Here is a 14,144-nt window from a genome sequence, read left to right as displayed (position 1 = left end):
ACCTCGCTACTCTGCAATTTTAGCCCAAGAATCACGCAAGGTTGCAGTACGGTTAAACACCAAGTTATCTATCGTGGTATCTGGATCTACCGTAAAATAGCCTAGACGCTGAAACTGTACCGTATCTTCTATTTGAAGTTCTTTTAAACTAGGTTCTGCATAGCCAGTAATAACCTTTAGAGAATCTGGGTTTACAAATTCCATAAAGTCCTTGTCTTTGTGGGTATCTGGTGAAGCATCGGTAAACAATCGATCGTATAAACGTACCTCAACTGGTATGGCTTCTTTTATAGCCACCCAGTGCAGGGTTCCTTTTACTTTTCGTAAGCTCTCCTCTGTCCCGCTTCCACTTTTACTTTTCGGATCATAGGTACAATGAATCTCGGTGATGTTTCCATCGGCATCTTTCTCACAGCTTTCTGCTTTGATAATGTAGGCATTTTTAAGACGTACTTCTTTCCCTAGTTTCAGACGGAAGAACTTTTTATTGGCTTCTTCTCTAAAATCTTCTCGCTCAATATAAAGCTCTCTAGAGAACGGAACTTGTCTAGAACCCGCATCTGGGTCTTCTGGATTGTTTTCTGCCTCTAGCCACTCTGTTTCACCTTCAGGATAGTTGGTAATTATCACCTTTACAGGATCTAACACAGCCATCACACGATTGGCCTTTTTATTGAGGTCTTCACGAATACTAAATTCTAGTCTTGACACGTCGATTAAGTTGTCGCGCTTTCCAACGCCAATACCATCGGCGAAGTTTCTGATAGATGCTGCTGTATATCCTCTTCTTCTCAATCCTGAGATAGTTGGCATTCTTGGATCATCCCAGCTTTGTACCACACCATCTTCTACCAATCTAGCCAGTTTACGTTTACTCACCACCGTATGACTTAAATTTCTACGCGCAAACTCACGTTGTTTTGGGCGTAATTTTTTAGGGTCTACGACTTGATCTAAAAACCAATCGTATAGCTCTCGGTGTGGTAAGAACTCTAGGGTACAAAAAGAGTGTGAAATTTGTTCTATATAATCACTTTCACCGTGGGTCCAATCGTACATCGGGAAGATTTTCCAATCGGTTCCTGTTCTATGATGGTGTTTGTGCAATGTTCTATAGATAATAGGATCACGCATGAGCATGTTTGTTGATTCTAGATCAATTTTTGCACGTAATACGTGCGCTCCTTCAGGCGCTTCTCCTGTTTTCATTTGTTCAAAAAGCGCAAGATTTTCTTCAACTGAGCGATCTCTATAGGGTCCCGGAACACCTGGTGTTGTTGGAGTTCCTTTCTGTGTCGCAATGTCTTCACTAGACTGAGAATCTACATAAGCTTTTCCATCTTTAATTAATTGAATCGCCCAATCGTATAATTGCTGAAAATAATCACTGGCGTAGCATTCTTTCGCCCATTCAAAACCTAACCATGAAACATCTTTTTTTATAGCATCAACAAAGCGCTGTTCTTCTTTGGCTGGGTTGGTATCATCAAAACGCAAGTTTACGGGTGCGTTATATTTCAGCCCCAATCCAAAATTTAAACAAATAGAAGAGGCGTGCCCAATGTGTAAATAGCCATTAGGTTCTGGCGGAAATCTAAAATACAAATCCTCTTTCTTGTGGGTTGTTTTTAAATCATCTTCTATGATATGCTCAATAAAATTGAGGGATTCTTTTTCTTCAGACATGCGATACGCGTTGGTTTAAACAAAGCACAAAGGTAAGTAACCAATGCTCGACCTAAAAATAGATTGTAAAGTAATTACAAAAAATCAACTAACCATATAACTGACTGGTTTTAAACAACGTCTGTTCATTTTCTTTGCTTGTCCAAAGAAAACGAACCAAAAGAAAAGACACTTTTTCTGAGGTATTTTTTCTCTTACATCGAAAAACCACAAACATTTCACTAAATTTCCTCCAAGGCTTCAAAAATTCTTAACGTGAAATGGTTATTATACTGAAGAAAAAGGTTTAAAAAAACAAAATCTATTACATCATCTAAGCACTTCGGTTTATCTTTACAAAAAGTAGCTATTATGAGTTCTATACATGTAAAAAATATTCGCGTTTTTGCCAACCATGGTTGTTTGACCGAAGAAGAAAAAATAGGAAGTGATTACCTAGTAAACCTTCGTGTTGATGCTAATTTATTACATGCTGCACAAACCGATGCATTAGAAGATACAGTTGATTATGTAAGTTTAAACGCCATTGTAAAAGAAGAAATGGCCATTCGTGCAAAATTGCTAGAAAATGTTGGCTACAGAATTATTGAACGCATTTTAGCAACCCATACCGAAGTAACCTATGTTACCGTAACCATCTCAAAACTAAATCCTCCTATTGGTGGAGATGTAGAAGCGGTGAGTGTGACAATGACTTCGGCATAGATAATTTTGGTTTTTAGTTGTAGACTTCAACTCGAATCTTATATATTTGCGTTCTGTATTAAATTATTCCTACTACAGAAATAGATTCCTGCCTTCGCAGGAATGATGGCATCTTGGCCGAGTGGCTAGGCAGAGGTCTGCAAAACCTTGTACAGCGGTTCGAATCCGCTAGATGCCTCTAGAAACCTTCAGTATTTTACTGGAGGTTTTTTTATTCGGAAATATTAATGGGTTACTAATATTTCCGAAGTATGTAACATCCTAATTAGAATACACTTTTAAACGTACTATCGTTCTAGAAAAGGATGAAAAAGGCATAAAACCCTTTTTTCATCCTTTCATCATCCCTTTTTCAATCCATCAATATTCTTTTAATGCTAGGTATCGTACTAGGTTTGTATCAAAATAATAATCATTAAATTTAAAAATTATGAAAAATCAAACAAATCGAATCCTTTTAGTAGTAGTTACTTTATTGGTATCTGTAACAACATTTACTCAAGCACAAAACAATAAAATTGAAAGTAAACAAACTACAGAGTTTAAATTTCAAAGAAATATTCAGCTTGAAGATTGTAAAGAAAGTGAAGAGATTATCATTCCTATTGCCGAAAACACCAAACAGTTTAAACTAAAGATTGACAGTTCTGTATCTTCAGGAAAGGTAACAGTAGAGATTTACGATGCGAATGAAAAAAAACAAGGTACTTTTTCTGTTGGCACTCAACTTAAAGGTAACATATCTGAACATGCAAATGGAACAATAAACAAAGATGTATTAGAACCAGAAAGTGGCGATTGGAAAGTGAAAATTATACCAATAAATGCTAAAGGTATCATCACAATTAACACAGTATCTTGGTTATAAACAAATGAAGCAAAATCCATCTATACTACTCTGGAAGCTATTCGTTTTACTTTGTTTACATACCATTACGGTATATGGACAAGGCTCTGGAAAGGGTACATTAAAAGGCGAAATACAAATAGATACATCATGGTCTACAGATATTTATTTATCATATATTCCAACGTTTAATGATATCTATTCCATGTCTAGCGAAATGATTATCGCAGAAGCAAAAATAGATAGTCTTGGTTATTTTGAATTTGATTTAGACTTCTTGCCTAATGAGCAAAGACTATATCGTTTGCATATTTCAAAAAAGGAAGATTCTAAAAACTCATTAATTATTGGTGGGTTAAATGAAAACTACCTAGTCTTTATTGCAAGTAGAGATTCTAACATAACATTCAAAGGTACATCATTAACTCCCCCTTTTAAAAATGTGATTTTTGAAACTCGGAATGAAAATTTTGAGTTTCAAAAAATCACTAATTTGGTGTTTCAAAAAGATAGTATTGCTGCTGTAAGTGGTCGTTCAAAAAGAAAATTTATAGAAGAGAGACTAACCGAAACATTATTTCAAATTGCTGATTCATCTTCAAATGCGTTGGTTTCATTGTATGCACTTCATAAAAATAATTATGAATCCAACTACCTTTCAAACGAAAGTTTTTACAAGACGTACTTAAAAAAATGGTCTCATCTAGATGATAATTATAGTAAAGATTTTAGGAAGAAGTTACCCTTAAAAGTGTCTAATTACAATTGGCTTTTTATTCTACTTTCGGGAATTATTTTAACAATTATTGGATACCTAATTGGAACATTCAACATATTTAAAAAGAACCGAATTGAGAAACTTACCGTACAAGAAAGAAAAGTACTAAGCTTATTAAAAGAAGGAGCTACGAACAAGGAAATTTCAGAAGAATTCAATATTGGAATAAGTACGGTTAAATCTCATGTAAGTAGCATTTTAACCAAACTAAACGTGAAATCAAGAAAGGAAATAATGAATTTAAAATAACCTGTTTGTTCGAAGAATAAAATGCCATAGTGATTTTATTGCACTTTCTCTGTATTGTTCTGCCCAGGAATTCTGTCTAATCCTTTCTTAACTTGGGAAGGGAACACACCTTCTAACAACATAAAAACACCAAAAAGTACAATTAAGATACTCACCCATTTTTTTGTTTTAAAAATAAAACGAGGGGTCATTTTGCTTTTTAGTTTTTTAGCTGCAGCAATTTTTAATAAATCAATAGAAAAGAAAACCCCTAGAACAGTGGCTAAAAATAGAAATACGCCATTTTCTGAGCTAGTTAAGGCATTTGCAGCAACAATAGTTAATACCCAACCAGAAAGAACACCAAAATTCACAAAATTGAGTAAGAATCCTTTTAAAAATAAGCCTCCTAGGTTCTTTTTAACGTTTACTGCATAATGCTCTCGTACAATTTTAATGAAGTTTTTAATGGTACGGATATAAGAGATAATACCGTAGGCTATCAAAATAGCGCCTCCAAAAATAAGGAGCCCTGGATCATCTTTTACGCGTTCTAATATTTTTGTGGTACTAAAATAGGCAATAATGATAAAGACAATATCGGCAACCATAGCCCCTAAATCAAAGAATACCCCAGCCTTAAAACCTTTGGTAATACTCGTTTCAATAAGGGTAAAAAAAACTGGTCCTACTGCAAAAGCAAGAATAAAACCGTAAAGTGCCGCATATGCTAGACCATCAAACATAGAACTGTAAAGTTACAAAAGGTTTTAATGAGTACCCTATAAAAGAAGTGGTCTATTTTTTGTTATCACTACCTTTGTAATGTTTTATCTTTATATCGTACTAAGTTTATAAATCAAAATATCATGAAAAAACTACTTTTTATTTTAATTGCATTCTTTACACTCACTGCTGGAGCTCAGCAATTTGATTATAACTTAAAAAAAGGATTTGTTGCCGAAGGCTATGATGTGGTAGCCTATTTCAACAACGAAGCTCTTGAGGGTGATAAAAAATTTAGTACTACACACGACAATGTAAAATACAAGTTTGCAAATCAGGCTAACTTAGATGCTTTTCTAGCAACTCCAGAGAAATACATACCTCAATACGGAGGATATTGTGCGTATGCCGTAGCTCAAAAAGGAAAAAAAGTAGGAGTAGACCCTGAAACCTTTGAAATTAGAGATGGAAAACTTTACTTATTCTATAATTCTTGGGGTGTTAATACTTTAGAGAAATGGCAAGAAGAAGGAGCAGAGGCATTAAAAAAACAAGCTGATATTGAGTGGGAATCTGTAAAGGGTAAAAACTAGATAACTCCATAGCCCTTCGACTCCCGAAGCTTCGGGACAGGATGACGTATAAATAGGATTGTCATGCTGAGCTTGTCGAAGCATTAATCCTTAAACACAATCTTTCCGCCTGCAAATTTCTTTTTAGTGACATCTTTAGGATCTCCATAAATGTAAATATATCCTCCTGCACGTACTCTAGCGTCTATTTTTTGGGATGCATATACATCTGCAGATCCTCCAGCTGTCACTTTTACTTTTGTTTCTTGGGTTTGAAGCGCTTCTCCGTTAAATTCGCCGCCAGAGTTAATTAAAATCTCTTGAAAATCAGATGTTCCTGAAACGGTTATAACTCCACCTGTTACCGCTTTAAAGGTAGCAGATTTAGTTGCTAATACAAGGTTTACTTTACCACCTTCTTGGGTTTTAATGGTGATGTTTTCTTGTTCAATCGGACTACTACTTGAAATAAAAGAACCCTCATTTGCATCAATAATTGCAACCTGGGTATAATACACTTTTACTTCGGTGTCATTGCCATTAAATCGTGTATCGGTATTCATTCGAATGCGCAACATATCTTCATCTTCAACAATTTTCACATCCTCAATATTAAAACCAGAAATAACCACTTGGTTCTTATCTGATGGGATCAACTCTGCTTCAATAAGATCGAATACTTTAATTTCATTAAATGCTGAAATATCCTTTGTAATACTACTTTGAGCAAAAAGAATAGATGTAAAAACAATACATAAAAGGGTGTGTAGGGATTTCATAAGCGCTAATTTTAAATGTAAAAAGCAAATATATTGAATGTTAATATTTCAGAAACAAAAATTATTCCATGTCTGCTTTACTACCTAACATGGTAAAATCTAAATGCTTTCTCACTAAATCGGCATTTTTTACTTTTACATACACCTCATCACCTAAGGTAAAAGTGTTGTTTGTTTTTCTACCAACCACAGCATAGTCTTCTTTTATAAACTCATAGTGATCATCGCGCATGTCTTGGATACGCACCATACCTTCGCATTTGTTAGAGATGATTTCTACATAGATTCCCCATTCGGTAACTCCACTAATCACTCCTAAGAAATCTTCATCTTCATGATCTTTCATGAATTTAATTTGCATGTACTTGATACTATCACGCTCTGCACTTGCAGCAAGGTTTTCACGTTCACTACTGTGCTGACATTTCTCTTCAAAAGTTTCTTCTTTTGCAGATCCATTGCCATCAAGATAATGTTGCAATAAACGATGTACCATCACATCTGGATACCTACGAATAGGAGACGTAAAGTGCGAGTAATAATCGAATGCCAGTCCATAATGCCCAATATTATTGGTAGTATACACCGCCTTACTCATGGTACGAATGGCAATGGTATCGATCATGTTTTGCTCTTTTTTTCCATGCACATCTTTCAGTAATTTGTTCATAGACTGCGCAGTGGTTTGCTTATCTCTTGTATCAAGCTTGTATCCAAATTGCTTGATAATGTTTTCTAAAGCAGCAATTTTTTCATCATCTGGTTCGTCGTGTACACGATACACAAAGGTCTTTTTAGGGTTTTGTTTCCCAATATAGGTTGCCACACTTCTGTTGGCAAGCAACATAAACTCTTCAATCAATTTATTGGCGTCTTTACTTTCTTTAAAATAGACCCCTTCTGGATTATTGGTTTCATCTAATTTAAAACGAACTTCTACCTTATCAAATGAAATCGCCCCTTGTTTCATTCTATCTTTTCGTAAGATTTTTGCGAGCCTATCCATTTCAAGAATGGCTTCTGCAATAGGTTGATCCACTTGATATGCTGTTCCGGTTAAGGAAATTTCAGCAGGAATGCTACAATTAATTGAGTTCTCGACTGCGCTCGAACGGACATTAGGATTAGATTCTATAATCTCTTGGGCTTCTTCATAAGCAAAACGCGCATCACTATAGGTCACTGTTCTACCAAACCATTGATGTAGTACTTTGGCATTTGCATCCATTTCAAAGACTGCAGAAAAAGTATATTTCTCTTCATGCGGACGTAAAGAACAGGCGCCGTTACTTAAAATTTCAGGAAGCATAGGTACCACTCTATCTACCAAATACACAGAAGTTGCACGCTCATAAGCTTCGTCGTCTAATACGGTTCCTTCTTTGAGATAGTGTGATACATCTGCAATGTGGATTCCTATTTCGTAGTTTCCATTTTCTAAGATGGTAAACGATAAAGCATCATCAAAATCTTTGGCATCTTTTGGATCTATCGTAAACGTAAGATCTGCACGCATATCGCGGCGTTTTTTAATCTCACTTTCTTGAATAGAAGTATCTAATTGGTTTGCATAAGCTTCTACCGCTTCTGGGAACTCATAAGGCAATCCGTATTGCGCTAGAATGGCGTGAATTTCGGTATGATGTTCTCCAGGTTGCCCTAATCTTTTAATGACAGATCCAAAAGGAGAATCGGCTTTTTCTGGCCAATCGTCTAGCGATACTAATACCATTTCTCCTTGTTGGGCGCCGTTAATTTTTCCTTTAGGAACAAATATATCGGTAGTCATTTTGTGATCGGTTACTTCTACAAAAGCAAAACGATCTTGGATGTCTATAGTCCCTACAAATTCGGTTTTTTTACGTTCAATAATTCTGGTGATTTCCCCTTCGGTTTTACCACCTCTTCTGCGTTTAAAAACATATACTTCAACTGTATCGCCATGTAAGGCTTTGTTAAGATTTTTGCTTTTTACATAAATATCATCTTCTAAGTCTTCTACAATAATGTAGCCTTGACCACGTCCAGCCATATCTACACGCCCAGTGTAATAATTTTGAGAAGGGGTAATAATATACTTCCCTCGATCAATTTCTTGAATGGTTTGCTTTACTTGAAGTTCTTTTAATTTTTTGATAATTTGATTGCGACTGCTAGGGTCATCGACACCTAATTTTGCAGCTATTTGTTTGTAATTATGGGGTTTGCTATGGTCTTTTCTGAGGATAGCAAGAATGCTTTGGGTAAGATTTTCAATTTTATTAGAAGATTTCCTTCTTTTCTTTTTTTTCATTTAGTGTTCTTGTTCTCATTTTGTATGAGAAACGTATTAATTTATATTTCTTAAATGTATTGATTTATTGGGTTCGGAACGAACAAAAATTCATGTGAAGAAGATTTAAATAAGATGAATTCTTTTTAAATCAATCTATTAAGACTATTGCAAAGCTACACTTTTAATTTTAATTCCATATTTTCTTTGTGTTATCAACTAAAATGATTTGTATCTTTAGTATTAATTACAGTAATTTTTTTTGATTTTCCCTATCCCTAAAGGGTAATCAACTAAAAAACCTTAAAAAGATTCTATGGAGGATTTTAAAACCATTGCAATTTTCACCTTTCCGAGCGAATATACGGTCTTACAACATTTGTTTGAACAGGCTGGATTGCGCTATGTGTTTCAAAATGAAACCATGATTAGTGTCTTACCATTTCACAGCAATGCTTTTGGAGGTATTCGTTTAAAAGTACATACAGAAGATATTGATAAAGCCACAGCTATTATTAATTCTTTAGAAGATGATAGTCATTTAAAGGTGGTATAATATCCCTCATCCCCTCCCGAAACTTCGGTACTTCTTCCGCTGAGATGGGAGTGTAGTATTTCTTTCTTCTTCGGAAATATTAGTGATAATATACCTTTTTCCTATACCTAATTTTTCTATTTTTTTAAGTTATCAGACTTTTCAACAACTATTAATAGTATACTTTTTCTTTTTAAAAAATAAAAATAAAAATGATGTATATAATAGGGTGTTCATAACAGGTATAACTTTTTGTAGGAAGTATCTATTTTATTACTTATTGAAATTTGTGCTGGGTTTATCAACAGTTTATTAGTATATATTCTTCCTGAATCATAACGATTTATGTAGTTACATTAACAATTGTGAATAAGCCTTGTTGACAGCTTATTTTTGAAAACTAATTTTTATTTTCTTGTTGGTAAACACAAATTCCTACTTGAAAACTAACCTAAAACTAACCCACTTATATTTTGGAATACTCAATTAAAAATGGATATGAATTTTTTGAAAGTACTACACAACTTTTTCTGTTATTTTTCTATCAACAGCTATTAACAAGTTGTCAACGTTATTCACATTTCTAAAAGATGGTTAATAACACAATCTCTATTTATTAAAAGAAGAAATAACATACTAGTATATTTGTATAACCATAAAAAAAACACCATGAAAATTGCCATAGGAAACGATCACGCCGGACCGGATTACAAATTTGCTATTGTAAAACTCCTTGAAGAACGCGGAATTAGCGTAGAAAATCATGGCACAGATTCTTTAGATAGCGTCGATTATCCAGACTTTGCAAACCCTGTTGCGAATGCTGTTAATGAGGGTACCGTTGACAAAGGTATTTTAATTTGCGGATCTGCCAATGGAGTTGCGATGACGGCAAATAAATATCCTAATGTAAGAGCAGGCTTATGTTGGACCAATGAAATTGTGGAGCTCATTCGTTTGCATAACGATGCTAATATTTTATGTATTCCGGCTCGTTTTACTGCCATTCCGCAAGCCTTAAAAATGGTGAACACCTTTTTAGATACCGAATTTGAAGGTGGACGCCATCAAGGAAGGGTTGATAAGATTAAAACCTGTTAAGTAGTATATAAAAACTCATGAAAGATGTCTGGTTGAGCGCAGTCGAAACCTATTTTTTATATACCAAAATTGTAGTTCTCTCCCGAAGCTTAGGGAGCGCTCGAACAGACAGTATCAAATTTTAAATTAATACATGTCTCAAGATCACACACATAACCACATTCACGAGCACCCGAATCTAAAAGGGTGCAAGTTGTTGTTGTCTATTGTCCTCAATATTATCATCACGGTAGCACAGGTGATTGGCGGATTGCTTTCGGGAAGTTTGTCATTGTTGAGTGATGCTTTGCATAATTTTAGTGACGTTTTATCACTTATTGTAAGTTATATTGCCGATTTATATGCCAAAAAAGAGGCGTCGCTACAACGCACCTTCGGCTACAAAAGGGCCGAGATTCTTGCCGCCTTTGTCAATGCACTTTCGTTAATTTTAGTCGCGGTGTATTTGGTCTATGAAGCCGTATTACGTTTTTTGAATCCGCAATCTATTGAAAGCAGCTTGGTTATTTGGTTGGCACTTTTAGGGATTGTTGCCAATGGATTTAGTGTGTTATTATTACACAAAGACTCCAAAGAAAACATGAACATGCGCTCTGCCTATTTGCATTTGTTTACAGACATGTCGGCTAGTGTGGCGGTATTGGTGGGTGGATTGCTTATGAAGTATTTTGGTTGGTTTTGGGTAGACAGCGTTTTAACGGTACTTATTTCTATCTACTTATTAGTGATGGGTTTTTCTCTACTGAAATCTTCGTTTCATGTTTTAATGCTATTTACCCCAGACCATTTAAACCTTCAAAAAATAAGCGATGCTATTTCAGGATTAAAGGGAGTAAAAAATGTACACCACATGCACGTGTGGCAGCTCAATGAAAATGAGACGCACTTGGAAGGACACATTGCTTTTGAGGAGGATATTAAAATTTCAGAATTTGACAGCATTATAGACACTATAGAACAACTATTGTATGATGAATTTGAAATAAACCACGTCACCTTGCAACCCGAATACAACAAAGACGACCCGAAGGATATTATCGTGCAGGATTAGTATGCAGTGTTCAGTGGCAGTTTGTAGTAAAAAATGAGATATGGAAATACAAGTAAAAACATTTGAGGAATTAGACATTGAGTTGCTCTACGATATTTTGCAACTACGCAGCGAAGTCTTTGTTGTAGAGCAAGATTGTGTCTATCAAGACCTGGATGGGAAAGATAAAAAAGGGCTCCACGTGATTGGCACAAAAAATGGCCGCGTTGCGGCCTATACAAGATGTTTCGCCCCAGGCATTTATTTTGATGAAGCGGCTATTGGTAGGGTAGTGGTGCCCAAAGATGAGCGTAAATATGGCTATGGGCATGTAATTATGAAAGCGTCTTTGGAAGCCATAGAAACTCATTATCAAACTAGCGCTATTAAGTTATCTGCCCAAGAACACCTTAAGAAATTTTACGAAAGTCATGGTTTTAGTCAAATAGGGGAGGGCTATTTAGAAGATGGGATTCCGCATATTGCGATGGTAAAAGATTAATGTAAGTATCATAAAAGGTATAAATTTTAATTTATTTTTTTAAACCAAAGATTTTGGACCCTTCCCGAAGAAATTGTTAGACCAGAAATTTCATTGGTAGGACTCCTCTTAAATTGAATCGTATTTCCGTTAGAGAGAAACACATCATTTTTTGCAGCATTTATTTCAAAGTCACTTGCGCGAGGGTGTTTTGCTGTTAAGGCATTATTTTTTATAACAAGGGTATAGGTTGTTTGAAGTTCTGGACTATAATAATTTCCCGTAAATTCTTCGAGCGTTTTGTTGTTGTAGTTAGGTGGTGTAAATTCTTCTGAAATACTAGGTCCATCACCATTGACAGTTACCTTCATTATTTTTTTACCAGCTTCTTTTTCAAACCAAACAATTAAATCGACACCTACGTCCAACATTTTAAATTTATTTTTAGAAATAGGCGCCAACTTACTTTCGTTTCCTTCGCCTCTAAAATACATAAGAGTGTCATTTTTTTCATAGATCCTTCTGGCATAGCCATCTACTTTGTTCCAATAATGACCGCTAAATGCTTGCAATTCTTTTTTCTTTAGAGTTATAAAGGGTACTTCTTTTTTAGTTTCTTGCGGGGTCGTTTTTTCTTCCTTAATAGCATCTTTTAGGAATAGATCGGCAACTTGCATTGATAATGCTACTGGGTTAGCGTTGGCATTATTACTAAAGACCATCACAGCAAAATTTTGATGAGGGAAACGCCCAATATAACTCCTATAGCCAGCATCTGCTCCTCCATGTTGAATTTGATTTAGGCCTTTATAGGTGTCTTTAAATTGTCCATAGGCCCCGCCAAAGGTGTCTCCGTTATTTAGGGTAGCCAAGGTATTCATTTTTGAAATGATGCTTTTATTAGTTGTAATAGGAGTATTTAAATTTATGGCCCAAAGCGCCAAATCTTCTACGGTTGTAAACAAACTGGTAGCGCCGACATTGGCAAAATTAAGGTTACTTTTTTTAAACGTCTCTCCATTATGGTAGTACGAATAGGCTCTGTTTTTTACTATTTTTTCATGGTCGTCATAAAACAAGGTGTTTTTCATTTTTAAGGGTTTAAAAATGCGCTCTTCTGTAAATTCGGCAAAGGTTTTTCCAGAGATTCTTGCTACGACTTCTGCCAATAAGGTAAAGCCTGTATTGCAATAATTAAACTCTTCGCCAGGTTTAAAATTGAGTTCTTTTTGGTTGGCGACCATTTTTAGAATGTGTTCTTTGGTAATTACATCGTCCCATCGCCATCCGGCCATATTGAGCAAACTCCATTGGTCGCGAAGACCACTGGTATGTGCTGCTAAATGTCTAAGGGTAATGGTGGTGCCAAAATCTGGCACTTCAGGAATGTGTTTTCTTATGTCATCATCAAAAGAGAGTTTCCCTTCTTGTTCTAATAATAAAATCGAATATACCGTGAATTGTTTTGACACCGAGGCGATATGAAAAACCGTTGCCGGTGTATTAGCAATACCATATTCTAGGTTGGCGCTACCATAGCCTTTTTTAAAGACGATGTTTCCGTCTTGCACCACAGCTACAGAAGCTCCAGGAGTTTCGTTGTTGTTATAGGTGCTAAAAATGGCATCTATTTTTTGCGACATAGAGGAGGTTTCCAGTTGTTGCGCCTGTATCTGTGGCACAAAGACACAAAGTGCTAGGGTAAAAAAAAAGCGACAAGAGTTTTTGAAGTTTTTCATGAGATGTTAGTTGGTTTATGCACTAAAGTTACATAAAAGCACTACGTATTGCTGCTAAAAAGCATAGAAAGGAACTTGAAGCGGTTGTTTTTTATGGAGTTTTAAGTGCAGGCATTCCGTTTGGAGGGAGAAAAAGTAATTACATTAGCTGCACCAAGAACCCTGAGATTGCCATACCTAGGCATAGTGGTGAAAACCACTTCGTGTCTGCTTTAGCAAAAGAGGTGTATTTCACACGCTTAAAAAAACCAACGTAGTTAAAATCGCCTACCGCTCTCAGTAAAAAGATCCCCGGAATGATATAAAACACCACATTGTTCACCCAAGAAGGCATCGCATTATCCATCAACCCCGCTTTTAAAAAATACAGCGCTCCAAAGGCAAACAGAACCAAAGCCACCACAAGCGTAGCGATCTTAGGAATCTTTAGTGAGTTAGTTTCACCAGGTCTGGTTGGTATCACGTTTTCTAGCCCCCACCTACCACCAAAGAGCCAATAAACATGGATGGCACCCAGGGCTACGAAAATGAGGCTTAGAAGGAGGGCTAGGAGGGTTGTGGGCATTTATTGGTTGTTATTTTATAAAGATTGACTTATTCAATAGTGTCTATAAATTCAACAATGATTTTTTCTGTTTGTTAAGTGCTGTTTTTTATTTTGTAAT

General features: G+C 35.6%; 14 protein-coding genes and 1 tRNA gene. 9 read left to right on the top strand and 6 right to left on the bottom strand.

What is annotated here, in order from left to right:
• Positions 1-6 precede the first annotated feature (6 nt).
• A complete protein-coding gene (locus ACY2RS_RS05560) occupies positions 7-1,686 on the bottom strand; it encodes a glutamine--tRNA ligase/YqeY domain fusion protein (RefSeq protein ID WP_490097630.1) in 1,680 nt (559 codons plus the stop codon).
• 351 nt (positions 1,687-2,037) lie between these two features.
• On the opposite strand from ACY2RS_RS05560, the gene folB reads away from it, so the two are divergent.
• The 4 genes from folB to ACY2RS_RS05540 all read left to right on the top strand — a co-directional run bounded on the left by folB (position 2,038) and on the right by ACY2RS_RS05540 (position 4,265).
• Entirely contained in the window at positions 2,038-2,391 is a 354-nt protein-coding gene (folB, locus tag ACY2RS_RS05555) for a dihydroneopterin aldolase (RefSeq protein WP_490097629.1), read from the top strand.
• A gap of 107 nt (positions 2,392-2,498) precedes the next feature.
• Positions 2,499-2,569, top strand: a tRNA-Cys gene (locus ACY2RS_RS05550).
• Positions 2,570-2,821: 252 nt separating this feature from the next.
• Positions 2,822-3,259, top strand: a complete 438-nt coding sequence (locus ACY2RS_RS05545; RefSeq protein ID WP_490097628.1) for a hypothetical protein — start codon at positions 2,822-2,824, stop codon at positions 3,257-3,259.
• A 4-nt stretch (positions 3,260-3,263) separates the two neighbouring features.
• Positions 3,264-4,265: a response regulator transcription factor gene (locus ACY2RS_RS05540; protein ID WP_490097627.1), complete on the top strand. Its 1,002-nt coding sequence runs from the start codon at positions 3,264-3,266 to the stop codon at positions 4,263-4,265.
• 35 nt (positions 4,266-4,300) lie between these two features.
• Here ACY2RS_RS05540 and ACY2RS_RS05535 read toward each other — a convergent pair whose 3' ends face one another.
• Positions 4,301-4,990 (bottom strand): LysE family translocator, encoded by a 690-nt coding sequence (locus ACY2RS_RS05535; RefSeq protein ID WP_490097626.1) that lies wholly within the window; start codon positions 4,988-4,990, stop codon positions 4,301-4,303.
• A 123-nt stretch (positions 4,991-5,113) separates the two neighbouring features.
• Here ACY2RS_RS05535 and ACY2RS_RS05530 point away from each other — a divergent pair, with 123 nt between their 5' ends.
• The gene (locus ACY2RS_RS05530) at positions 5,114-5,563 is read left to right on the top strand and encodes a YHS domain-containing (seleno)protein (RefSeq protein WP_490097625.1); all 450 of its coding nucleotides are present in this window, start codon (positions 5,114-5,116) and stop codon (positions 5,561-5,563) included.
• An 83-nt stretch (positions 5,564-5,646) separates the two neighbouring features.
• On the opposite strand, the gene ACY2RS_RS05525 is transcribed toward ACY2RS_RS05530, so the two are convergent.
• Positions 5,647-6,321, bottom strand: coding sequence for a head GIN domain-containing protein (locus ACY2RS_RS05525; RefSeq protein ID WP_490097624.1), 675 nt, complete (start codon positions 6,319-6,321; stop codon positions 5,647-5,649).
• A gap of 61 nt (positions 6,322-6,382) precedes the next feature.
• Positions 6,383-8,614 carry a ribonuclease R family protein gene (locus ACY2RS_RS05520; protein WP_490097623.1) on the bottom strand — a complete coding sequence of 744 codons (2,232 nt, stop codon included), beginning with the start codon at positions 8,612-8,614 and terminating at the stop codon, positions 6,383-6,385.
• A gap of 295 nt (positions 8,615-8,909) precedes the next feature.
• On the opposite strand from ACY2RS_RS05520, the gene ACY2RS_RS05515 reads away from it, so the two are divergent.
• From ACY2RS_RS05515 to ACY2RS_RS05500, 4 genes are all read left to right on the top strand, one after another.
• Positions 8,910-9,149: a putative signal transducing protein gene (locus ACY2RS_RS05515; RefSeq protein ID WP_490097622.1), complete on the top strand. Its 240-nt coding sequence runs from the start codon at positions 8,910-8,912 to the stop codon at positions 9,147-9,149.
• Between the two features lie 648 nt (positions 9,150-9,797).
• Positions 9,798-10,229, top strand: a complete 432-nt coding sequence (gene rpiB / locus ACY2RS_RS05510) for a ribose 5-phosphate isomerase B (protein ID WP_490097621.1) — start codon at positions 9,798-9,800, stop codon at positions 10,227-10,229.
• Between the two features lie 133 nt (positions 10,230-10,362).
• The gene (locus ACY2RS_RS05505) at positions 10,363-11,280 is read left to right on the top strand and encodes a cation diffusion facilitator family transporter (RefSeq protein ID WP_490097620.1); all 918 of its coding nucleotides are present in this window, start codon (positions 10,363-10,365) and stop codon (positions 11,278-11,280) included.
• A gap of 40 nt (positions 11,281-11,320) precedes the next feature.
• Positions 11,321-11,761: a GNAT family N-acetyltransferase gene (locus ACY2RS_RS05500; RefSeq protein WP_490097619.1), complete on the top strand. Its 441-nt coding sequence runs from the start codon at positions 11,321-11,323 to the stop codon at positions 11,759-11,761.
• 26 nt (positions 11,762-11,787) lie between these two features.
• Here ACY2RS_RS05500 and ACY2RS_RS05495 read toward each other — a convergent pair whose 3' ends face one another.
• On the bottom strand, positions 11,788-13,479 hold the full coding sequence (locus ACY2RS_RS05495; RefSeq protein WP_490097618.1) for a serine hydrolase domain-containing protein: 1,692 nt from the start codon (positions 13,477-13,479) through the stop codon (positions 11,788-11,790).
• Between the two features lie 139 nt (positions 13,480-13,618).
• Positions 13,619-14,044, bottom strand: coding sequence for a DUF3995 domain-containing protein (locus ACY2RS_RS05490; RefSeq protein ID WP_490097617.1), 426 nt, complete (start codon positions 14,042-14,044; stop codon positions 13,619-13,621).
• Positions 14,045-14,144 lie beyond the last annotated feature (100 nt).

Source organism: Patiriisocius sp. 208BN25-11 (assembly GCF_058147145.1).
Note: the sequence above shows the minus strand (reverse complement) of the source record. Positions and strands in the feature narration are given on the sequence as shown.

What these genes read in the sequence shown, in the direction of transcription:
- ACY2RS_RS05540 (WP_490097627.1), top strand. Translation starts at nt 3,264, where the DNA reads ATGAAGCAAAATCCATCTATACTACTCTGGAAGCTATTCGTTTTACTT.
- ACY2RS_RS05490 (WP_490097617.1), bottom strand. Translation starts at nt 14,044, where the DNA reads ATGCCCACAACCCTCCTAGCCCTCCTTCTAAGCCTCATTTTCGTAGCC.
- rpiB (WP_490097621.1), top strand. Translation starts at nt 9,798, where the DNA reads ATGAAAATTGCCATAGGAAACGATCACGCCGGACCGGATTACAAATTT.
- ACY2RS_RS05495 (WP_490097618.1), bottom strand. Translation starts at nt 13,479, where the DNA reads ATGAAAAACTTCAAAAACTCTTGTCGCTTTTTTTTTACCCTAGCACTT.
- ACY2RS_RS05535 (WP_490097626.1), bottom strand. Translation starts at nt 4,990, where the DNA reads ATGTTTGATGGTCTAGCATATGCGGCACTTTACGGTTTTATTCTTGCT.
- folB (WP_490097629.1), top strand. Translation starts at nt 2,038, where the DNA reads ATGAGTTCTATACATGTAAAAAATATTCGCGTTTTTGCCAACCATGGT.
- ACY2RS_RS05545 (WP_490097628.1), top strand. Translation starts at nt 2,822, where the DNA reads ATGAAAAATCAAACAAATCGAATCCTTTTAGTAGTAGTTACTTTATTG.
- ACY2RS_RS05530 (WP_490097625.1), top strand. Translation starts at nt 5,114, where the DNA reads ATGAAAAAACTACTTTTTATTTTAATTGCATTCTTTACACTCACTGCT.
- ACY2RS_RS05505 (WP_490097620.1), top strand. Translation starts at nt 10,363, where the DNA reads ATGTCTCAAGATCACACACATAACCACATTCACGAGCACCCGAATCTA.
- ACY2RS_RS05515 (WP_490097622.1), top strand. Translation starts at nt 8,910, where the DNA reads ATGGAGGATTTTAAAACCATTGCAATTTTCACCTTTCCGAGCGAATAT.
- ACY2RS_RS05525 (WP_490097624.1), bottom strand. Translation starts at nt 6,321, where the DNA reads ATGAAATCCCTACACACCCTTTTATGTATTGTTTTTACATCTATTCTT.
- ACY2RS_RS05520 (WP_490097623.1), bottom strand. Translation starts at nt 8,614, where the DNA reads ATGAAAAAAAAGAAAAGAAGGAAATCTTCTAATAAAATTGAAAATCTT.
- ACY2RS_RS05500 (WP_490097619.1), top strand. Translation starts at nt 11,321, where the DNA reads ATGGAAATACAAGTAAAAACATTTGAGGAATTAGACATTGAGTTGCTC.
- ACY2RS_RS05560 (WP_490097630.1), bottom strand. Translation starts at nt 1,686, where the DNA reads ATGTCTGAAGAAAAAGAATCCCTCAATTTTATTGAGCATATCATAGAA.